Origin of the sequence: Clostridium sp. HV4-5-A1G, from assembly GCF_900184915.1 — a bacterium.
Taxonomy (GTDB): Bacteria; Bacillota; Clostridia; order Clostridiales; family Clostridiaceae; genus Clostridium_B; species Clostridium_B aromativorans.
This window is the reverse complement of record NZ_FXYI02000022.1, coordinates 1-20,568: the sequence shown is the minus strand read 5'-3', so window position 1 is coordinate 20,568 and position 20,568 is coordinate 1. Positions and strand designations below refer to the sequence as shown.

Sequence of the window (20,568 nt, the reverse complement as noted above, 5' to 3'; positions counted from 1 at the left end):
GGATAATAATGAGAAAAAGTAAATTTATATTGTTGATACTGGCTGTTTTTATAAGTGTAATTGCTATATCAGGATGTGGAACAAGCGATAAAAAGGATACATCAAATTCCCTGGATAAGACCACTGTCATACTGGACTGGACTCCAAATACAAATCACACCGGATTGTATGTGGCCCTAAATAAAGGATATTATAAAGATGAGGGACTGGATGTGAAAATAGTTCAGCCTTCAGAAGGAAGTGTTACAAATCTTATAGCTGCTGGAAAAGGTGATTTTGGAGTGAGCTATCAGGAAGATGTCACCTATGCACTTACAAGTAACAATCCTCTTCCTGTAAAAGCCATTGCCACAATAATACAGCACAACACTTCCGGTTTTGCCGCACCTAAGAGCAAAAATATAAAAACCCCTAAAGATTTTGAGGGAAAAGTATATGGAGGATGGGGATCACCTTCAGAAGAAGCAGTGCTTAAAGCTGTAATGGAGAAGAGCGGTGGAGATTTCAGCAAGGTAAAGATAGTGAATATCGGAAATGACGATTTTTTTGCAGCTACAAAGAAAAATATAGATTTTGCATGGATATTTGAGGGTTGGACAGGTATACAGGCCAAGTTGAAGGGAGAGCAGCTTGATTACATACCCGTTAAAGATCTGGATCCGGCTCTGGACTACTATACACCTATTCTTATAAGCAGTAACAAGCTTATAAGCAAGAATCCCGAAAAGGTAAAAAAATTCCTGGCAGCTACCGCCAAAGGCTACGAATACTCCATAAAACATCCTGAAGAAAGTGCAGATATACTTTTAAAATATGCACCTGAAATAGACAAGAATCTGGCTCTTCAAAGTCAGAAATATATGGCTGGTCAGTATGTATCAGATGCACCGCGATGGGGAGTTATGAAATCCCAGGTATGGCAGCGTTATGCTAAATTTCTCAAGGACAAAGGCCTTATAAAAAAGGAGTTAAAAATAAGTGATGCATTCACAAATGAATTTCTGCCAAAATAATAGTGATGAAATGATGGTTGAGATTGAAAATGTGTGCAAGAAGTTTGAAGACAAGACAATACTTGAGGATATAACCCTATATCTCAAAAGAGGAGAATTTGTTTCCATACTTGGGCCCAGCGGCTGTGGCAAGAGCACACTTTTCAATATAATAACAGGATTTCTCAAAGAGGACAGCGGCAGTGTTTTTGTAAAAGGTGATATAGGATATATGCAGCAAAAGGATCTTCTTCTGCCCTGGAAGACTGTTCTTTCAAATGTAGTACTGCCCCTTGATATAAAGGGGAATGATAAAAAACAGTCGAGGAGAGATGCAAAGAAATACATTGACATGTTCGGACTGGGGGGTTATGAAAATAAGTATCCCTATGAACTTTCAGGTGGAATGAAACAGAGGGCCAGTTTTTTGAGAACTTTTTTCTCCTCAGAGGAGATAATGCTTTTGGATGAACCTTTTGGTGCACTTGATTCAATAACCCGTGGAAAAATGCAGAATTGGATTTTAAAAATGAGGGAGAAGCTCCATCGGAGTATACTCTTTGTAACCCATGATATTGAAGAGGCAATTGTACTTTCAGATAGGATATATGTACTTTCTTCAAAGCCCGGCAGGGTAAAAAAAGAGATAATCGTGAATTTTAGCAGGGGCAATAAAGAAAACAGGTTGTTTTCCCAGGAACTTTTGAGCATGAAAGCTGATATTTTAAAGTTGCTTTAGGAATCAAACAGCATGGACATTAATCTAAGCTAATTCGATAATTTATAGACCTATTAAAAAAATTGGAAGTATAAAGTGATTCTATATGCTTCCAATTTTCTTCCATAACCAATATAACTTATATATGAATAATGTCTCCTGCACTTGCTTTTTCCAATCGGTTGATTATAGAGTTCCCTAAGCCCCTGTCGTTAGGAGCTTGTATATAAATATGATTTACATTCAATTTATCACATTTTCTAAGCAGATCAAATATCTTTTGAGCTGCTGTGTTTAACGTTTTAAAACTTCCTAAACTATATATGTGTTGACAGCTCTTAAAATCATTTAAAAATTCTTGGAAACAAATTACAGCATTGTCCTCCTTCGCATTTTCTTTGATCCACTGTGAGGTCTTTGTATAATCGCCTTCAACCAATGTTACTGGTGCATCCGGTGCGTAGTGCCTGTATTTCATTCCTGGAGCCTTTGGAACTTCATTTCCCTTTACGCTCAATAAATCCTTTTTATATATAAGATTTGGAATTACATTACGTATGTCATCCAGGCTTATTGCTCCCGGTCTTAGGAGCACGGGTGCTGAAGTGGACATATCTATAATTGTTGATTCTAGTCCAATTGAACATGGCCCTCCATCTAAAATACAGGGAATTTTTCCATTTAGATCATTATAGCAGTGCTCTGCACTGGTAGTTGATGGTTTTCCTGATAAATTTGCAGACGGAGCTACTAATAAGGTTCTGCTTTCTTTAATTATAGCCCTTGCTATCTTGCTTTCTGGAAATCTAACTCCTACAGTTTTCATTCCTGCAGTAACTGTATCTGAAATACAGTCTTTTTTGTTGAAAATCAAAGTTACTGATCCTGGCCAGAAAGCGTCAAATATTTTTTTGGTTTCTTTTGAAATATCCTTACATATATCATAAACCTGTTCTAATTTATATATATGTACTAGTAGCGGATTATCTTGTGGCCTTCCTTTAACTTCAAATATTTTTTTTATTGCATTTTCATTAAAAGCATCTGCAGCCAATCCATAAACAGTTTCTGTAGGAATTGCAACAACTTCACCTTTTCTTAAATATTCTGCACCTTTTACGATATTTTTATAATTAACATTTAAATCTTTAACATTTAATATTTCTGTTTTCACAGCTTTCACCTTCTATTTTATTTTGTCTCCATGAAATTCAAGTCCCAATTGATACAATTCAATACCTGTAACCGTATTTTTACTGTCAATGTTAAATTTAATGCTGACATCTGCTACCCTCAGGAAAAATTCATTTTGAGACTGCGGATACAATTGGTATTTTTTACCGCTGTTGTCCTGCTCATAATAGAGGGCTTTTCCGTCGGCGGTTATGGAGATATTTGCGAGATTCCCATTGAGTTTATAGTTTCCAACGTATTTGTCAAGAGTTTTACTGTCAATGGCAATTACTTGCTTTGACTTTGGAAGTTTATAATTCCCACCTAGGGTTATGTCCGCCAGAGTGTCATTTAGAGGATTTATATTGTAGTACCCTACATTGGTGAGAATAATTATAGCTAGATCTTTGGCTGGATATCTGGCTATATTGCTTGTAAATCCAACTGTATTTCCACCATGGTATATTTCCTTTCCGTATTTTCCACTTGTGAGCATCCAACCATATCCGTAGTAGGGTCCAGAGGGTGCCATCTCTATATGATTTGAAAATATATTATCCAATGTGGACTGCTTTACCATTTTTTCTGTGTAAAGGGCTCTATCCCATTTATATAGGTCTTCCGTAGTGGAATACAGGCACCCTGCACCATAAGCCCCGCTGAGTGTTATTTCATCACTTACAGGATAAACGTCCAAGTAGCCGCTGTAACCTGTAGAGGAGTACATTTTTTCAGTACCTTTATAACCCAGGCCTGTATTTTTCATATCCAGCGGCTGAAAGATATTTTTTTGAAGGTAATCCCCATAACTCATTCCACTCACCTTTGTAATTATATATCCCAGAAGAATATATCCGGAATTGCTGTAGCTAAAATTGGTCCCCGGTTTGAATTCCAGAGGTTTATTTTTAAATAGGTCTATTACCTTGTTTATATCTTTTAAAGAATCCTGGCTCATGTTCCAAAATTCAGGAAGGTCGGTACAGTTTACAATTCCTGAGCTGTGGGTGAGAAGATTTTCTATTGTTATGATATTTCCGTTTGGAAAATCGGGTATATATTTTGAGATAGGATCGGATACGCTTACCAATCCTCTTTCAACCAGCTGCATTATGGCCATAGCTGTAAATTGTTTGGTCATGGAACCTATGGGAAATGTGGTATTTGGTGTATTTTGAATATTTTGCTCGAAGTCCGATTTGCCATAGCCCTTGTCCAAAATTATCTTTTCATTTTGAGCCACAAGTACACTTCCATGAAAATTATCCGTACTCTGAAGTGTGTTCAAATAGGTATCTAATTTCTGTGAGATTTGGGAATTTTCCTGGCTAGGTTGTGCTTTTTCAGGGGTGGATATTTTAACAGCCCTGGTATTGTTGTCCCAGTTTATGGTCTTGCCGAGTATCTGGCTGAAGAATTCCAGAGGCACAAAGACGAAATTAGTTCTGATGACTGGTGCTGTTGACAAAATGATATTTTTGTTGTTCACACGTATTTTTTTATTGTTACTCTCGAGTTTTACGGTATAATCCGGAGTAATGAATTCGGCACTGTCACCTTTTATATTCAGTTTTCCGTTTAGTTTCCCACAAAATACGTTAAGAGAGAGCATGACTACTGAATTTGAGTCCTGATAGGGCTGTACGTATTCTGATGGAATACTGCTTCCATCAATGCTTATTGTAAATTTAGCTTCCTCCGGTGCTGCTGCAGTGTTTGCCTTCACATTTATTGCAGTTCCGCTTGAGCATATGAGAAAGATTGACATGATCATGGAGGAAAGTACTTTTTTGAACATTTACATCATCTCCTTCTATAGTAAGATACTATAATCATATCATAAAAAAATGTAGTACTGCTAAATTTAGGTGAATTTTTATAGAGTTAGTTTTGAAATATGATTTGGGACAAATTAGTATTTGAAGATAGTACTGTTGGCGGGATATACTATTATCAGGAGATATGTTTATTACGATAGTGAATTATTATTTTGTTGAAAGGGGATAAAAATGAGGATAAAGGATATTATGGTGCCCTGGAATGGGAAAAAGCGCATAAAAGATGGTATAAATAAAAATTGTTGTATATACAGCGTAAATGTTGCTCATGCCTTATGGGATAATTCAGCTTATGAAGTAATAGATGATGCTGACAATAAGGTGGGAGAAATAGACAGGGATTTGTTTAGATATCTTATCAACAGCACAAATACCAATATAATAAGTAATATTGTAGATAAATTTCAAGAGGGAGTTATTGCAATTGATGCAGAAGGAAGAATTTTTTATATAAATGATGCCTATACGAAAATCCTTGGAGTTCCAATAAGTAAAATTATAGGAAAACAGATGCGGAAGGTAGAGCCAGGAGCGGAGATATTGAATGTACTTAGGACAAAAATACCTATTATTAAAGATAAGCAGTATATAAAGACATTGGATAAATATGTTTCAGTGCACATATATCCTATTGAACAGGATGGAGAACTGAAAGCGGTTGTGTCGATTTTTACAGATGCAACTGAAATTGTAAAATTGGGAAGAAAAGTAGAGGAGGCAAATAAAGCTGTTTTGCGCTTTAAAGAGCAGATTGAAGCGCAAAATAAATTGTTGAAACTAGAGATTATTGGAGAAAGCTCAAATTTTTTAAAAACCGTTTCACAGGCATTGATTGTGGCGAAGACAGAAGCGTCTGTATTGATAGAAGGCGAAAATGGAACTGGAAAGGAATTGATTGCGAAGCTCATACATTCAAATAGTGAGAGAAAATCTCAACCAATGATAATTGTAAACTGTGCAGCTGTTCCTGAAAGTTTAATCGAAAGTGAACTTTTTGGATACGAGGAGGGCTCCTTTACAGGTGCAAAATCTGGAGGAAAGATGGGAAAATTTGAGCTGGCCAATGGTGGAACTCTGTTTCTAGATGAAATAGGTGACATGCCCATGGCAATGCAGGCAAAGCTTTTGAGGGTACTGCAGGAGGGAGAGATAGAGAAAATTGGAAGACAGAAAAATGTGCCTGTAAATGTCAGGTTGATTGCTGCAACAAACCAGCCCCTTGAAAGAATGGTAAGGGAGAAAAAATTCAGGAGAGATCTTTACTATAGGTTGAATATTGTGGAGATTAAAGTGCCTCCGCTGAGAGAACGGGGTGAAGATGTGGGATTGCTGGCAAATCATTTTCTGCAAAAGTACAACAAGAAGTATGGAAAGCAGGTATTTTTTTCTCAAAGGGTACACTCGTTTTTCTATTCCTACAGCTGGCCGGGCAATGTTCGTGAAATGTGCAACTGTATTGAATATGCCGTGATTATGTGTCTGGATGATTGCTTTGATGTTGTTTATCTTCCTCCCCACATCAAAGAATCCATTGGGGAAATTACAGAAGAGAGAAATAGATCTGAATACACCCATGGTACTTTAAAGGAAGCGGTAAAGAGTTTTGAAAAAAAGATGATTACAGATGTTCTTTCAGAAAGTAATGGCAATAGAAGTAAAGCCATGCGGCTGTTGGGACTCAGCCGCAGAACTTTTTATCGTAAATTAAAGGAATACAAAATTGTCAGTGTCTAAAAGTAAACATGTAGGGCTAAAAGTAAACACTGATTTTTATACAAACTGTGGCAAGATTGTCACTGATATTTAAAAAGGTTTTCACGTTGAAAGTGAAAACCTTTAAACTACCTCATTTCTACTATAATAAAAATATTGGCATAATGCTTGCTCATTGAATATGGTACGAAGCAGAAGGAGGTATCAGAATGGATAAGAAAAAAATACGTATCGGTGGTGGACAGGGATTTTGGGGTGATAGCAATGATGCTGCCATACATATGGTCAAGAGAGGTAATCTTGATTATATGGGGTGTGATTATCTTGCAGAGCTAACTCTTTCCATTATGCAAAGACAGAAGAACAAAAATCCGGAAGCAGGGTATGCAAGGGATTTTGTGAATCTGATAGGAGAAATTGGAAGAGAGAGCTTTGAAAAAAACGTCAGAATCATATCCAATGCTGGCGGAATGAATATTCTTGGCTGTGTAAAAAAAATTGAAGAAATTGCAAAAGAACAGAAGATGTCAGGTTATAAGATTGGGTATGTGCTGGGAGATGATCTTAAATCACAAATACCTGAATTGCTTGCCCAGGGTGTTGAGTTTAAAAATATGGACAATGGGGGGGACTTCCGCGATATTGTGGACAAAATTTTAAATGTAAATGTATATCATGGTCATGAACCCATTGTAGGGTGCCTGGAGCAGGGGGCTGACATAGTAGTTACAGGAAGGGCTGCGGATTCGGCTCTATTTCTCTCACCGCTCATGTATGAATTTGGCTGGGCTGAGGATGATTATGACAACCTTGCGAGAGGCATAATGGTTGGGCATTTACTTGAGTGTGGAGGGCAGGGTTCCGGGGGTAACTATGATTATGACTGGCGTGGAGTCCCGAGGATGGATGAACTGGGATTTCCTATTGCAGAAATTACAGAGGATAAACTTCATATAACAAAAGCACCTGACTGCGGTGGTATTGTTTGTGAACAGTCCTGTAAAGAACAGTTTTTGTATGAGGTGCATGATCCTGCCAATTACATTACTCCGGATGTTACAGTTGACATCAGCCAAGCCACTCTTACTCAGGATGGTGACAACAGAGTTGAAGTCGCAGGAATAAAAGGCAAAAAACGTCCTGACCAGTTAAAGTTGTGTGTTGGATATCATGCAGGCTATAAAGTGGAGACCTATTTGAGCTTTGCTTGGCCGGATGCCTATGAAAAAGCAAAATATGCAGCAGAAATACTGATGAAGAAGATGAAACGCAAAAATTTAAAATCAGAGGAAATAAGAATAGATTATCTAGGACTCAATGCACTTCATTTAAATGTTGCAAACATGGATCCTGAACTGGTTAAAAATATGAATGAAGTGGTTTTAAGAATTGCCATACGCACTTTGGATAAATCGGAGGCCTATAAAATAATTCCTGAAATTTCTCCACTGCAGCTAAATGGCCCTCCAGGAGCAAGCTTTTTTGGAGGAAGAGCTAAAGTTAGGGAAGTTATAGGCCTATGGCCTACACTTGTCCCAAGAGATGTAGTGAAATTGACGTCAAATATTTTGGAGGTGAAGTAAATGGCTCAGGTATATTTGAAGGAGCTGGCTCATGGAAGATCTGGGGATAAAGGTGATACAAGCAATGTATGTGTATTTGCCCGTGATCCCAAAGACTATGAGTTTTTGAAAAGGGTCCTGACGGTAGAAAAGGTAAAAGAACATTTTGGGGATATGGTAAAAGGAGAAATTGTAAGGTATGATGTGGATACTCTAAAGGGATTTAATTTTGTGATGAAACATGCACTGGGTGGAGGGGCAACTCTTTCCATAAGGTTGGACTCTCTTGGGAAATCAATGGGTTCTGCCTTTATGAGGATGAAGATTGATACAGAGGAGTAATCTGTAAGCAGACGGCTGATAAAAGATAAGTAAATTATCATTGGATTTGAAAGGATGGGGAAAATGAAAACAAGCAGTTATTCGGGGTTTTACAAACTTTCACCAGAGGAAAGGCTTAAGGAAGTAAGTGAATTTACGGGAATTTCAGAAGAGGAGCAAAAGATTATAAGAGAGCCAGGTGCACTTGATATAGATAAAGCAGATCATATGATTGAAAATGTAATTGGCACTTTTCAGCTTCCCATGGGAGTTGCCCTTAATTTTATCATAAACGGTAAGGACTATGTTATACCTATGGTAATTGAAGAACCTTCTGTGGTTGCTGCTGCCAGTAATGCAGCTAAGATGGCCAGGGAGACTGGAGGCTTTTTTGCAAGCAATACAGGCTCCATTATGATTGCCCAGATTCAGGTTATTGATGTGGCGGATCCAAATTATGCGAAAATGAAGATTTACGAGAACAAGGATAAAATAATTGAAATCTGTGATTCCAAGGATCCTGTCTTGGTTAAATTCGGAGGCGGTGTTCGGGATATTGAAGTCAGGGTTATTCAATCCAGCGTAGGGGAAATGCTTGTTGTTCACCTTGAAGTCAACACCCTGGATGCCATGGGTGCAAATGCCGTCAATACAATGGCCGAAACTGTTGCACCTTTTATTGAAAAAATTACAGGAGGCAAGGTATATTTGAGAATTTTGTCTAACCTGGCGGTACACAGACTTGTTCGTTCGAGGGTGACAATTAAAAAAGAGACTTTAGGTGGAGAAGAAGTTGTTGACAAGATAATAACCGCATATGCCTTTGCTGCAGCAGATCCGTATAGGGCAGCTACCCATAACAAGGGGATTATGAATGGAATTATCCCTGTGGTAACAGCTACTGGTAATGATACAAGGGCAATAGAGTCAGGTGCCCATGCTTATGCCTCACGTTCAGGAAGGTATACATCCCTTACAACTTGGGAGAAGAATGAAAATGGAGATCTTGTGGGCACAATTGAAATCCCCATGGCAGTTGGTCTTGTAGGAGGTGCTACGAAAATTCATCCTACAGCCAAAGTTGCAGTGAAGATGCTGGGTGTCAAAAATGCTGTAGAGCTTGGAGAGATCATTGCTTCAGTGGGATTGGCACAGAATCTTGCAGCTATCAAGGCTTTGGCTACAGAGGGTATCCAAAGAGGGCATATGTCTCTTCATGCCAGAAATATAGCTTCTGTCGCAGGTGCAAAAGGTGAAATTCTTGAAAAGATTGTAAAGAAGATGGTTGAAGAAAAGAACGTAAGACTGGAATATGCCCAGGAGCTTATGAAGAAATATTCTAAGTAAAAATATCACTTGATATAATTTGTCTCTAGCATTTAAGCTCTTAGCATTAGCTATCTTGTATAAGTAAATGAATATTTACTTATACAAGAAAATAACATTATCAATTTAATTATGGAGGTTAATTTTATGGAAAAGAAAATTTATGCAGATATATGGGGCGATACAGTAAATGTTAGACATCTCTTTTTTGCAATTATTATTGGCATAGCTATTAGTTTACCATGTTTTATCTTAAGCCTGAGTTTTATTCAAGTACATTTTCCGCAAACGCCATTGAAACTGTGTAAAGCTTATGCACTGTTGATTGGTATGTTATCTTCTCTACTAAGTGCATTTATATCGGCTAAATTATTTAAGCCAAAACGTATCCTTCAGGAAAAAAATTTTTCTGAAGAAGACCGGAATTTGGTGTTAAAAGAGCTCGACATAGATCTGGATAAAGAAAGAGAAGAGTTGAAGACAGTAGAAGATGAGGTTATAGAAGAAATGAAAAGCCTCCAGTTGTATGAACTATTTGCTGGAGAAAAAGAAAATAAATGAAGAAAAGGAGATGATAAACTATGAATGCATTGCTTTTGCACAATGTACTATGGGGTGTTGGAAGTGCACTTCTTGGCAGCGTGATCTTCTCATTTATAGGACTTATATCTGGAACTGATGAAACTGCCACAGTTGCGCCAATAACGCTGTTGATCATTTTACTTGGATTTCCGCCTGTAGGTATATTTTCATTTTTTATCGGTGGAGCCGTTTCCAAACATATGACTCATGCCATTCCAACAGCTTTAATGGGTGTGCCTGGAGATACCATGGCCGTTCCGCTTCTGGAATATGCAAATGTTTTAAGGCGATTGGGAGTTCCCCATGTTGCCCTCCGCAAGATGATTTCCGGGGCAATTATTGGAGCGATTATTGCACTGCCTATTTCAGTTGGATTTGCCACATTACTTGCTCCATTTTCCCATATAGTAGAAGTTTGGGCACCTGTTATTTTTACAATTGCGGCAATTATAATAGCTTATACATCTAAAGGTAAATGGGCCAGTGTATTTGTGCTTATACCTTTTGCCGTATTTCTACAGGGTGTTATTAAATTGGCCAGTGCCGGTCATCAAAGTATTTCCATAGGAATCTTTCTCGGGATTGCCATCGGACCCATGTTTGCCGATATAATTACTCTTTTATCACCAGTGACCCATGGTTCAATTCTTAAAAGTTCACCAAGAGAATTCTGGCTGGCTCCTGAACTCAAGACATGGAAGGGTTATTTCCCTAATCCACTTAAAATACTAACACGTAGACAAGCTGCATATACCTGTGCGGGAGCCGGCATTTCTGCTCTTACTTTTACATTCAGTCCTGTAGGCATGACAGTAATGATTGGAGAAGTAGTGGCATCTAAAGTAAAGAGTTTATACCAGCGTCTGACAACCTGTCTGAGTGTGATGAATGCTGTAACTGAAGCAACTTATGTAGCTGAGACATTGATCCCACTAATAGCTTTTGGAATACCGCTTAGCCCGGTAGGACTTGGACCGGCAGGTCCACTGTTCAATGCCCCTCCTGTGTTTTCAAGTCAGCCTGTTCACAATTTGCATAATCTGTTGACACCGGGACAATTTGCATTATATGGACTGGTAGGAATTATAACAGCTTACATCATAGCTTATCCATTATCTATGAATTATGCCAGAACGGCAAGTGCATGGGTTTTAAGAAATGTCAGTCAGGAAGCTATAATCTGCATGTTTGTAGGATTGATAACGGTTTTATCTTTTTATGAAGCTGGTCTTGTAGGAGTCGGAATTTCAATTACAATCGGTATCTTTGGAGGTATATTAAACAGGTTCTTCGGTGTACATACCGGAGTGCAGTACATGACTTATTATGCATCCAGCTGGATGGTGCTTAAACTTTTCGGAATTTAATAAAGAAATTCTTAGGCTATGGAGTTTGCCTAAAAAAATTTCTTATGGAGAAGACTGCTCAGGGTAAAATTTGAAGCAGTCTTTTTAAAAAATTGTCTCGCGGAGGTTATTGTGATATGAAAAAAATAAGAATAGGTTCAGGTGCAGGATTTGCGGGAGATAGAATAGAACCTGCCCTGGAAATTATGGAAAATGGAAATATAGATTATATTGTATTTGAATGTCTGGCGGAGAGGACCATAGCAATTAACCAGCAGCAGAAGTTGCTTGACGGGGATAAAGGGTATAATGAGTTTCTTGAGTGCCGTATGAGGAAAATACTGCCTTTATGTGTTGAAAAGGGAGTAAAGGTAATAACAAACATGGGCTCTGCAAATCCTGCAGCTGCAGTTAGAGTCATAAAAGAAATTGCATGGGATATGGGAATAAGGGGAATGAAGGTAGCAGCAGTGCTGGGAGATGATATTTTGGATCGGGTGGACAAGTATATGAATTGTGAAATACTTGAAAATAGTAAAAAATTGAGCTCTATAAAATCACAGATAATTTCAGCAAATGTATATACGGGAGTAGAGGGTATAATAGAAGCTTTAAATAATGGAGCACATATTGTAGTAACTGGAAGAACGGCGGATCCTTCATTGACTTTGGCACCGTTGATGTTTGAGTTCGGTTGGAGCAAAAGTGATTATGAAATACTTGGTAAAGGTATCTTAGCAGGGCATCTTTTAGAATGTGCAGGTCAGATAACAGGAGGTTATTTTGCAGATCCTGGATACAAGGATGTACCAAAGCTGTGGAATTTGGGATTTCCAATAGCAGAAGTAACTGAAAATGGTGATATAATTATAACAAAGCTTGAGAATTCAGGGGGAATGGTTACTGAACATACCTGCAAAGAACAGATTGTGTATGAGATTCACGATCCATCAAATTATTTTACACCGGATGTAATAGCAGATTTTTCAGAAGTAACTGTGAAAGAAATTGAAAAAAATAAAGTTTTAGTAAAAGGTGCAAGTGGAAAAGAAAAAACCGGTTCATTCAAGGTGAGTATAGGTTATAAAGATTGCTATATAGGAGAAGGTGAAATAAGCTATGGGGGATCAGGAGCCTATGGCAGAGCCAGATTGGCTGGAGAAATAGTAAAAAAGAGGCTTGAATATATAAATTTGCCTGTAAAAGAATTGAAAATTGATTTTATAGGAGTAAACTCTCTTTATGGGAATCATTTAAGCAGTATATTAAATGATAATAAAGCGGATTTTAAGGAAGTAAGGCTCAGAGTGGCAGCAAGAACATTGAATAGAGAAGATGCAGAAACGATAGGAAATGAAGTTGAAGCCCTATATACCAATGGACCCTCAGGAGGAGGGGGAGCAAGAAAGTATACAAGGGATGTAGTGTCAATTGCATCTATATTTGTACCTGACAAAGATATAATCACGAAAGTGATCTATGAGGAGGTATAGAAATGAAATTAAGGGATATTGCACATTCACGGACGGGAGACAAGGGAAATATTTCAAATATATCACTTATAGCCTATAGGGATGATGATTATGAACTGATTAAAAAAATTGTCACTGCCAAAAGAGTAAAAAATTGGTTTAGGGATACAGTAAAAGGAGAAGTTATAAGATATGAACTGCCCAAAATCTGTGCCCTTAATTTTGTCATGTATGATGCTCTTGGCGGAGGGGTTACAAGGTCACTGTCCCTGGATGCCCATGGAAAGTGCTTGAGTTCGGTTTTACTGGACATGGATATATGATTTAGATGAGGTAAGCTAAAAATGAGAAGTGAAAAGTTAAAAGTAAATGAGGATTTTTAGTAAATACTGAAAATCTAGTAAGACTATTAATTTTTAACTCTTCACTTTTCCGTTAGCTGCATCAATATGTTAAATTCAGGTCATTGAGCATTTGAAAATCCTTGTTTACCTCCTGCCCGCTTGTAGTCAGATAGTCACCTATCAGCATGCCGTTTATGCCGGCAATAAATCCAAGAGGTTGGAGACTCTTGAGATTTTTTTCTCTTCCTCCTGCAAATCTTAAATTTTTATCAGGGAATATAAATCTCATTATGGCAAAAGTTTTTATTATTTCCAGCGGAGGAAGGGGCCTTGCATTTTCGAGCCTTGTGCCTTTAACTGGGTTCAATACGTTTAAAGGCACTGCATCCACATTCAGTTCCTTTAGCAGGAATGCGTGCTCAATGCGCTGTTCCATGGTTTCTCCGAGGCCTATGATCATTCCTGAGCACACTTCCATGCCGGCCTTTTTTGCATAGCGTATTGTATCAATTCTCTCGCCGTATCTATGAGTTGAAACAATTTTAGGAAAAAAGCTTCTTGCTGTCTCAAGGTTGTGGTTGTAGCGTTCAACGCCTGCATCTGCCAGCTGCTGTGCTGCATCCATGGTGAGAGTTCCAAGACAGGCGCACAGCTTTAAATTGGTATTTGCTTTCATCCTTCTAAAGGCGTTTAATATGATCTTAAAATTCTTTTCTTTTCCGGTATATCCCAGGCCGCTTGTACATATATCGCAGTGCCTGGCACCTGCCTTCTCACGTTTTATTGCGGTTTCAACAATTTTATCCTCATCTATAAGTGGGTAACATTTTGCATTTGTATGGTGATGGGCGGATTGGGCACAAAATGCGCAGTCCTCAGGACAGCTGCCTGATTTTGCATTTATCACAGAGCACAGATCCACGTCACTTCCGTTGAATTTTTCCCTTATTTTATTGGCAAAGCTGCACAGCAAAAATATATCACTTTCTTTGGATTTCCCCAGAGCTTCAGCTTCTTTCCTGGTGATATTTCCTCCATTTAAGATCCTCTGACCTATTTCCAGTATTTCATTCCATAATTCATCCATAAAGATATCTCCTTATACAGTTTATTGTGAACTTAATTTTATATAAAGGTTAACAATATAATTATAGCAATACACAAAAAATATATCAAGATATTTTGAATATTAAATTTGGCAAAGGTATAGACATAGGTTGGATGGACACACTAATAACTAATTGCTCATAGTATTAACTTTGCCGTCACTAAGTTTTTTGTTAAAATAAAAAGTGTAAATCCTGGTGAATGACATCAGGATTTACGCAAATTTAAGTTGGATCATATCCCACTACAGTCCATATTCCAGTACTGTCCTGTCTTATAAGTTTCTTTAGATATACTTTTCTTATAGGGGTATTTTTCCCACCAACCTCTACTACTGCATCTATCCCAGTGTTTTTTAGTACGTTTAATTCTTCATATTTAATGGGATAATCACCCTGAATGCCTTCAGGTGAAATCTTAAGGCTTACAAAAACCTGGGATGTGAAAACAGGATCTAATTTCCATGGAGAATGTCCTCTATCAGCATTTTTTTGTTCTGCCTGTTCTATTTTTAAATCTACGGGAACTTTTACTTCAGGTTTAGCTAAATTCCCTCTTTTTGATGAAGGTAAGTCCACTATGCCGTTGGTAAGGTCCTTTATGAATAATTTCAATTCTTCTAAAGACGAATTCCCAACTACGGCATATTCAAAGCCATTCAGCTGCCACCTAACCGAATTTATATCTGTTGAACCTGCGTATGAGTCTATACCCTGTAGAATGCCCACTTCATTTTGTACTGGTGACTGAATTTCTGCTGCACTGTTGTTTATCCTTCCAATAACTGCAGTGGATACTGGCTTGAATTCACTTGAGGATTTCTTCTGCAGAATTTCAACTTTATTTTTATTGTCCATTGAAATATAAAGTATCTTAACAACTTTGGAATCGCTGGCTACTGTTATATTATCCTGGGTAAATGATGCAGGTATATTTTTAGGAACTTTAGGTGTAAAACCTGTAATTTTTTTGGCATCCTCCAGGCTTCCTACAATTTGCTGTGAATTTGTATCTATTTCTTTGAAGCCTTCTGGTAAAGTATAGGATAAAAGTTTTTTAGGAATACTATTTGTAAAACCGATACTTGTATAATACATTTTGTATTGAATGGAATTTTCCATGGAAGTCTGTTTTTGAAGCGGCATTTTAGTATCCTTATCCACCCATATTTTATATGGGCTTCCTCCTTGAGGGGTTACTTCCATTATAGTGGCAGATCTTCCAGAAATGGTGCCATCACCTATTATTTTAGTCTTGAGTGCGTTTTTCACATCATCTATTTCTTTTCCTATTTCAAATGTAAAGCTGTAGGAATCGGGAAAAGCAGAAAATATATTCACTTCCTTTTGTTCAGGCTGTATCTGCCATTTGTTCTGGCCGTTATTTACAGTAATCAAATTTTTTTGCGGGCCATCCAGTCCTTTAACGTAATATCTTCCTTCCCTGTCAGCCCATACTTCCATTTTTGACTGCATGATGGATTTTCCAGCTCCATTGATTTCTACGATCTCAAGGAATCCATGATATGCTTTTACCTCTTCGAAAGCTTTTTCCATTGCATAGGTCATATTGTTCCTGCCAAAAGGCAGTGTAAGATTCAAAATGATTATTAATGCAACAGCTGCAGCAGAAGCTATTGTCAGAAGCCACTTTTTCCTTTTTTTCCTTGAATTCTTTATATATAAAAGCCTATTACCTGCAGCTTCAGCCAATTTTTCCCCATATTCATCTTCTGGAAGACTTGGTTCCTTTAAACTGCGTACCAACCTTACGGTTTTAAAAAGTTCTTCCATTTCAGGTGCTTCAGTCATATTTTCGTGTTCTCTAGGTTTTTTTTCTTTATTTAAACTGTCAATATAATCTGACAACTTTTTTTCGTTTTCATTCATGTACACACACCTCCAATACTCAATGTTTTTCCTTTATAATTTTGTTAAGGGCTTGTAATGCCCTGTATTGCATGACTCTGATAGTGCTTCCTTTTTTATTCATCAGTCTGGCAGTGTCAGCTACCGAGCATCCTTTTAATATCCTGAGTTCAATGACAGTACGTTGATCTTTATTTAAAATTTTTAATGCATTTTGTATAATTTCACGCTGTGCTATATTTTCTGTGTAATCTTCTATTGCTGTCATTTCCGGATTTATATCGTCAAAATTGACTGTTTTACCTTGACGTTTGCTTTTACGCCACCTATCTCTCAATATATTTAATGAAACGGTTTTTAAAAAGCCCATGGATTTATCTATCCTCACATTGCTTTTTTTCATATATAAAATAGCCTTACAGTAGGTTTCCTGGGTAATATCTTCAGCTTCTTCGCGATTCTGAACTTTAAAATATATAAAACGGTATAATGATTTCCAGGTATCCGCACACATTTTTTCAATATATGATATGTCCTCTGCTTTAATGTTCTTTTCACCCTCCTTCATAAGATGAAGTCCCCCTCTCATGGTTACATGTTTACAATAATAATGACGTTAGAAAGGATATAAAAGTTACATTTTGTTATTTTATTTCATAGTATATATGGGAAGGGGTCTTCTGGATAAATTGAAACAGGGAAGTCCCCTAATTAATTGTAAAGGAAAAATTTTTTATAATGTATAATTATTATAGGCAGTGTTCTGCAAATCATTATCCTTATACTATACAGCCAGGTGATACTTTATACAATATTTCACAGAGATTGGAAGTGAGCCTTGAGAGGATACTTGCGGCGAATCCGGGAATAAATCCATACTACCTGCGGGTAGGTCAGATTATATGTATACCAGCTTGTTTGCCAAACTATACTCCAAGAATAATTCGCCCTGGGGATACTCTATATAAAATTGCCCGGGAATACAATGTAAGTGTAGAAAGCATTTTAGATGCGAATCCAGGTGTTGATCCAAATTATCTGCGGGTAGGCCAGCGTCTATGCATACCGTCGGGAAATGGAGGATCCTCAAATTGTGGGGAAACTGTAACAGCAATGCAGGAAGATATTGATATGCTGATACCTGAAAGCAGTGTCCAGCAAACCCATGAATCAAATTATGGGGATTCCACTCAGACAACTTCTGTGATTATGGTGAACAGTGGTCAAATACGTTTTGATGCGGTACCTGTAAATATTTCTGGTGACTATGTGGGGCATTATACGGAAGGTAAAAATTATCCTTATTATGCTGATGCGGCTTCAGGAGGTCAGAGAGGCATAAATGTAAAGGATAATTTTGGAGTATGGCATTCTTTTGGGTATAGAGTACCTGTAACTTAATATGAAATTGATGCATTGGCCAATTAAAACCAGTGCATTTTTTCCCTAATTCACTTATAATGGAAGAAAGGGGATGATAAGATTATGAAAACAAAAAAATTGGTTGTACTGGCACTTTTTATAGCATTGAGTTTTATAGGTGCCAATATAAAAATTGCTGGAAGTATAGCTTTTGATTCTACTGCAGGATTTCTGGGCACATTGATTATGGGGCCTTTGTATGGAGCGGTAATAGGTGCAATCGGGCATCTATTGACGGCAGCTGTCAGCGGCTTTCCGCTTAGCCTGCCAATACATATCATAGTCATGGTAGATATGGCACTTACCATGTTTTTATTCGGAATAGTATATAAAATTTTTTCCAGATCCAAAGAAATAATGGCAATAATATTATCGGGGGTAGTTGGAATTTTGATTAACGGCCCGTTATCCGTATTTATGCTCATACCTATAATGGGAAAAGCTGTTCTGGCCATGCTTCCGCTGTTAATACTGGCGGCTGCACTGAATATTTTAATAGCACATGTCGTATATAAATTTTTACCGGGAAGTATAAAACGATGGAAATAAAGAAGGTAAGGGATTTGAGCTTGATAAAATTGGATGAAATTAGGACTATGGTCATAGCCTGTGACAGCTGCGGGGGTATTGGAATTAAAAAGGGAGATGTATTTAAAGTACCACCTTTTTATGTGGGAAGGTATACTGCCAGAGTAGTTCTGCTGGAAGTGATCTGTTCAGGGGCACAAGTCGTCACCATTACAAATACTATTTGCAATGAGATGGATAATACGGGAGTGGAGATAATTAAAGGGATAAAAGAAGAGATAAAATATGCAGGATTTAGAGATGTGATCTTGACAGGCAGCACAGAAGAAAATTTTACTACTATTTCTACAGGTCTTGGGGTAACTGCAGTGGGTTTGGCGGCTTCTGAGGATTTAAAAGTAAATAATGTAAAGGGGGAAGCGGTGATAATATGCATAGGTATGCCGAAAGTGGGAGATGAGGTAAATTTAAATGGTGATAGGGAAATAATCAATTATGAAACGGTGTATAGGTTATTGCAGAATGATTTTGTATATGAAATGGTTCCAGTAGGATCCAGGGGAATAGCCTATGAGGCTGAGCAGCTTGCATTGTGCAATAATTTAAAGTACCATATGAAAAAAGACTGTGGTGTAGATGTTAAAAAGTCAGGAGGACCGGAGACTTCAGTGATTGCGGCAGTGGACAGTAGAGGTGCAGAAGATATATTGAAGAATATACAGGAAACGCATATCGTAGGATATTTGTTTTAGGGGTCAGACCCCCTTACAAAAAATGTAAGGGGGTCTGACCCTACGCTAATGGAGCAAACATTCTGAGAATGGATTCTAATATCTTTTTTAAAAAGCATCTTTTTTCCCAGACTTCCTTTTCTATTTTTTTGCATTGACCCATGGTATTTATGAAATCATTGTAAATATCATCTATTATTGAAACATCATACATGTACACGGCACATTCAAAATGTAGATATAAGCTCCTATAATCCATGTTTATGGTTCCCACTACGGCACATTCTCCATCAGAGATAAGGGTCTTCCCATGAATGAATCCTGGTGTGTATTCATATATCTTCACTCCTGAATCAAGGAGTTTGTCATAATGGGATCTTGTAAGAACTTGTATGGTCTTTTTGTCAGGTATGGAGGGGGTTATTATTCTCACATCAACCCCTCTTTTTGCGGCCAGAGAAAGCGCCAGTATCATTTCATAACCTATTACAAGGTAAGGGGTTGTGATATAGATATAATTTTTAGCACTGTCTATGATGCTCAAATATACATCCTGTGCCACATCGTTGCTTTCTTCCGGGCTGCTGTTATAGGGTGCTACAATACCCGTATATCCATTGAATTTACTTTCAAACTTGTATTTTTGAAAATCCTCTCTCTTTTTTGTTATTGACTGCCACATTCTTAAAAACATGGATGTAAAACTGTAAACTGCATCTCCTTTAAGATACACTCCCATATCCTTCCAGTAACCGTATTTTTTATACAGATTTATATATTCGTCTCCTATGTTCATTCCTCCGGTAAAAGCAACTTTTCCATCAATTACTGCCATTTTTCTATGATCTCTGTAGTTTAACATGACATTCAATAGCATTTTTATAGGGTTGAATATCTTGTATTTTATATTATATTTTTTCAGGGAGTTTTCAAAATCCTTTGGAAGAACGAACATTGATCCTATATAATCCACCAGAATCCTGACCTCTACTCCATTTTGTGATTTTTGTTTTAGTATTTCGAAGATTTCATCCCACATTTTTCCTCTGGAGATTATAAAGTATTCAAGAAATATAAATTTATCGGCTTTTTTTAATTCTTCCAGTAATTTTTTGTACATGCTTTTTCCCGAAGGAAAATAAATTGCTTTTGTATTGAAATAGACTCCATATCCGCTTATATTTTTGATCAGCCTTGTCTGATTGTATCGGGTTTTATTATTTACTTTCAACTGTGAAAGCATGGTTTTATCTTCTTCGGGAAATATCTTTTCATCCAGCTCTACTTTATTCATTTTATTGAAATTGCGTTTGATTCCAATTCTGGATAGAATATATATAATAACTCCTACTACTGGAATCAGTAATATCAAAGCAATCCAGCTGATTTTATAAGATGTGTTTTTATCCTTATAATTCAAATGAATTACAGAAATAGCACTTACAATTTCGAAAAATATAAAATAGTATATAAAAAATATGTTGAATATATTGTATATAAGTACTATAGCTATAAATTGAAATAT

General features: G+C 37.2%; 19 protein-coding genes. 13 read left to right on the top strand and 6 right to left on the bottom strand.

The window, feature by feature from the left end; all coding sequences use genetic code 11:
• Positions 1 to 8: 8 nt before the first annotated feature.
• Entirely contained in the window at positions 9 to 1,013 is a 1,005-nt protein-coding gene (locus J5G60_RS04280) for an ABC transporter substrate-binding protein (RefSeq protein WP_150356607.1), read from the top strand.
• On the top strand, positions 982 to 1,731 hold the full coding sequence (locus tag J5G60_RS04275) for an ABC transporter ATP-binding protein (protein WP_190972188.1): 750 nt from the start codon (positions 982 to 984) through the stop codon (positions 1,729 to 1,731). Before J5G60_RS04280 ends, J5G60_RS04275 begins: the two co-directional genes overlap by 32 nt.
• Positions 1,732 to 1,849: 118 nt before the next feature.
• On the opposite strand, the gene J5G60_RS04270 is transcribed toward J5G60_RS04275, so the two are convergent.
• A complete protein-coding gene (locus tag J5G60_RS04270) occupies positions 1,850 to 2,884 on the bottom strand; it encodes an L-threonylcarbamoyladenylate synthase (protein WP_190972187.1) in 1,035 nt (344 codons plus the stop codon).
• A gap of 12 nt (positions 2,885 to 2,896) precedes the next feature.
• Positions 2,897 to 4,681, bottom strand: a complete 1,785-nt coding sequence (locus J5G60_RS04265; protein ID WP_150356605.1) for a serine hydrolase — start codon at positions 4,679 to 4,681, stop codon at positions 2,897 to 2,899.
• Between the two features lie 211 nt (positions 4,682 to 4,892).
• Between J5G60_RS04265 and J5G60_RS04260 the strand changes: the two genes are divergently transcribed.
• From J5G60_RS04260 to J5G60_RS04225, 8 genes are all read left to right on the top strand, one after another.
• Complete coding sequence (locus tag J5G60_RS04260) at positions 4,893 to 6,455, top strand: sigma-54 interaction domain-containing protein (protein WP_150356604.1); 1,563 nt, start codon at positions 4,893 to 4,895, stop codon at positions 6,453 to 6,455.
• Between the two features lie 188 nt (positions 6,456 to 6,643).
• A complete protein-coding gene (locus J5G60_RS04255; RefSeq protein ID WP_150356603.1) occupies positions 6,644 to 8,017 on the top strand; it encodes an acyclic terpene utilization AtuA family protein in 1,374 nt (457 codons plus the stop codon).
• On the top strand, positions 8,018 to 8,338 hold the full coding sequence (locus J5G60_RS04250) for an AtuA-related protein (RefSeq protein ID WP_150356602.1): 321 nt from the start codon (positions 8,018 to 8,020) through the stop codon (positions 8,336 to 8,338).
• Positions 8,339 to 8,401: 63 nt separating this feature from the next.
• Positions 8,402 to 9,664: a hydroxymethylglutaryl-CoA reductase, degradative gene (locus J5G60_RS04245; RefSeq protein ID WP_150356601.1), complete on the top strand. Its 1,263-nt coding sequence runs from the start codon at positions 8,402 to 8,404 to the stop codon at positions 9,662 to 9,664.
• Positions 9,665 to 9,790: 126 nt separating this feature from the next.
• On the top strand, positions 9,791 to 10,204 hold the full coding sequence (locus J5G60_RS04240; RefSeq protein WP_150356600.1) for a hypothetical protein: 414 nt from the start codon (positions 9,791 to 9,793) through the stop codon (positions 10,202 to 10,204).
• 20 nt (positions 10,205 to 10,224) lie between these two features.
• Positions 10,225 to 11,592: a tripartite tricarboxylate transporter permease gene (locus J5G60_RS04235; RefSeq protein ID WP_150356599.1), complete on the top strand. Its 1,368-nt coding sequence runs from the start codon at positions 10,225 to 10,227 to the stop codon at positions 11,590 to 11,592.
• 116 nt (positions 11,593 to 11,708) lie between these two features.
• Complete coding sequence (locus tag J5G60_RS04230; protein WP_150356598.1) at positions 11,709 to 13,064, top strand: acyclic terpene utilization AtuA family protein; 1,356 nt, start codon at positions 11,709 to 11,711, stop codon at positions 13,062 to 13,064.
• A 2-nt stretch (positions 13,065 to 13,066) separates the two neighbouring features.
• A complete protein-coding gene (locus J5G60_RS04225) occupies positions 13,067 to 13,366 on the top strand; it encodes an AtuA-related protein (protein WP_150356597.1) in 300 nt (99 codons plus the stop codon).
• 121 nt (positions 13,367 to 13,487) lie between these two features.
• On the opposite strand, the gene bioB is transcribed toward J5G60_RS04225, so the two are convergent.
• The 3 genes from bioB to J5G60_RS04210 all read right to left on the bottom strand — a co-directional run bounded on the left by bioB (position 13,488) and on the right by J5G60_RS04210 (position 16,930).
• Positions 13,488 to 14,474, bottom strand: a complete 987-nt coding sequence (gene bioB / locus J5G60_RS04220; protein WP_150356596.1) for a biotin synthase BioB — start codon at positions 14,472 to 14,474, stop codon at positions 13,488 to 13,490.
• A 244-nt stretch (positions 14,475 to 14,718) separates the two neighbouring features.
• Positions 14,719 to 16,383 (bottom strand): LolA family protein, encoded by a 1,665-nt coding sequence (locus tag J5G60_RS04215; protein WP_150356595.1) that lies wholly within the window; start codon positions 16,381 to 16,383, stop codon positions 14,719 to 14,721.
• A 19-nt stretch (positions 16,384 to 16,402) separates the two neighbouring features.
• Positions 16,403 to 16,930 carry an RNA polymerase sigma factor gene (locus J5G60_RS04210; protein WP_150356594.1) on the bottom strand — a complete coding sequence of 176 codons (528 nt, stop codon included), beginning with the start codon at positions 16,928 to 16,930 and terminating at the stop codon, positions 16,403 to 16,405.
• A 170-nt stretch (positions 16,931 to 17,100) separates the two neighbouring features.
• On the opposite strand from J5G60_RS04210, the gene J5G60_RS04205 reads away from it, so the two are divergent.
• The 3 genes from J5G60_RS04205 (at position 17,101) to J5G60_RS04195 (ending at position 19,064) form a co-directional block, all read left to right on the top strand.
• Positions 17,101 to 17,763 carry a LysM peptidoglycan-binding domain-containing protein gene (locus J5G60_RS04205; RefSeq protein ID WP_236035137.1) on the top strand — a complete coding sequence of 221 codons (663 nt, stop codon included), beginning with the start codon at positions 17,101 to 17,103 and terminating at the stop codon, positions 17,761 to 17,763.
• An 84-nt stretch (positions 17,764 to 17,847) separates the two neighbouring features.
• Entirely contained in the window at positions 17,848 to 18,333 is a 486-nt protein-coding gene (locus J5G60_RS04200; RefSeq protein ID WP_150356592.1) for an ECF transporter S component, read from the top strand.
• Positions 18,324 to 19,064, top strand: a complete 741-nt coding sequence (locus J5G60_RS04195) for an AIR synthase related protein (protein ID WP_150356591.1) — start codon at positions 18,324 to 18,326, stop codon at positions 19,062 to 19,064. Before J5G60_RS04200 ends, J5G60_RS04195 begins: the two co-directional genes overlap by 10 nt.
• Positions 19,065 to 19,104: 40 nt before the next feature.
• Here the strand turns inward: J5G60_RS04195 and cls are convergent.
• Positions 19,105 to 20,568: cardiolipin synthase (gene cls / locus J5G60_RS04190; RefSeq protein ID WP_207876513.1), on the bottom strand; the 1,464-nt coding region annotated here is incomplete at its 5' end.

Coding starts and splice junctions, on each gene's coding strand:
- J5G60_RS04230 (WP_150356598.1), top strand. CDS start 11,709: ATGAAAAAAATAAGAATAGGTTCAGGTGCAGGATTTGCGGGAGATAGA.
- J5G60_RS04275 (WP_190972188.1), top strand. CDS start 982: ATGCATTCACAAATGAATTTCTGCCAAAATAATAGTGATGAAATGATG.
- J5G60_RS04225 (WP_150356597.1), top strand. CDS start 13,067: ATGAAATTAAGGGATATTGCACATTCACGGACGGGAGACAAGGGAAAT.
- J5G60_RS04265 (WP_150356605.1), bottom strand. CDS start 4,681: ATGTTCAAAAAAGTACTTTCCTCCATGATCATGTCAATCTTTCTCATA.
- J5G60_RS04250 (WP_150356602.1), top strand. CDS start 8,018: ATGGCTCAGGTATATTTGAAGGAGCTGGCTCATGGAAGATCTGGGGAT.
- J5G60_RS04280 (WP_150356607.1), top strand. CDS start 9: ATGAGAAAAAGTAAATTTATATTGTTGATACTGGCTGTTTTTATAAGT.
- J5G60_RS04255 (WP_150356603.1), top strand. CDS start 6,644: ATGGATAAGAAAAAAATACGTATCGGTGGTGGACAGGGATTTTGGGGT.
- J5G60_RS04260 (WP_150356604.1), top strand. CDS start 4,893: ATGAGGATAAAGGATATTATGGTGCCCTGGAATGGGAAAAAGCGCATA.
- J5G60_RS04195 (WP_150356591.1), top strand. CDS start 18,324: ATGGAAATAAAGAAGGTAAGGGATTTGAGCTTGATAAAATTGGATGAA.
- J5G60_RS04240 (WP_150356600.1), top strand. CDS start 9,791: ATGGAAAAGAAAATTTATGCAGATATATGGGGCGATACAGTAAATGTT.
- J5G60_RS04215 (WP_150356595.1), bottom strand. CDS start 16,383: ATGAATGAAAACGAAAAAAAGTTGTCAGATTATATTGACAGTTTAAAT.
- J5G60_RS04210 (WP_150356594.1), bottom strand. CDS start 16,930: ATGAAGGAGGGTGAAAAGAACATTAAAGCAGAGGACATATCATATATT.
- J5G60_RS04235 (WP_150356599.1), top strand. CDS start 10,225: ATGAATGCATTGCTTTTGCACAATGTACTATGGGGTGTTGGAAGTGCA.
- bioB (WP_150356596.1), bottom strand. CDS start 14,474: ATGGATGAATTATGGAATGAAATACTGGAAATAGGTCAGAGGATCTTA.
- J5G60_RS04200 (WP_150356592.1), top strand. CDS start 17,848: ATGAAAACAAAAAAATTGGTTGTACTGGCACTTTTTATAGCATTGAGT.
- J5G60_RS04245 (WP_150356601.1), top strand. CDS start 8,402: ATGAAAACAAGCAGTTATTCGGGGTTTTACAAACTTTCACCAGAGGAA.
- J5G60_RS04205 (WP_236035137.1), top strand. CDS start 17,101: ATGTATAATTATTATAGGCAGTGTTCTGCAAATCATTATCCTTATACT.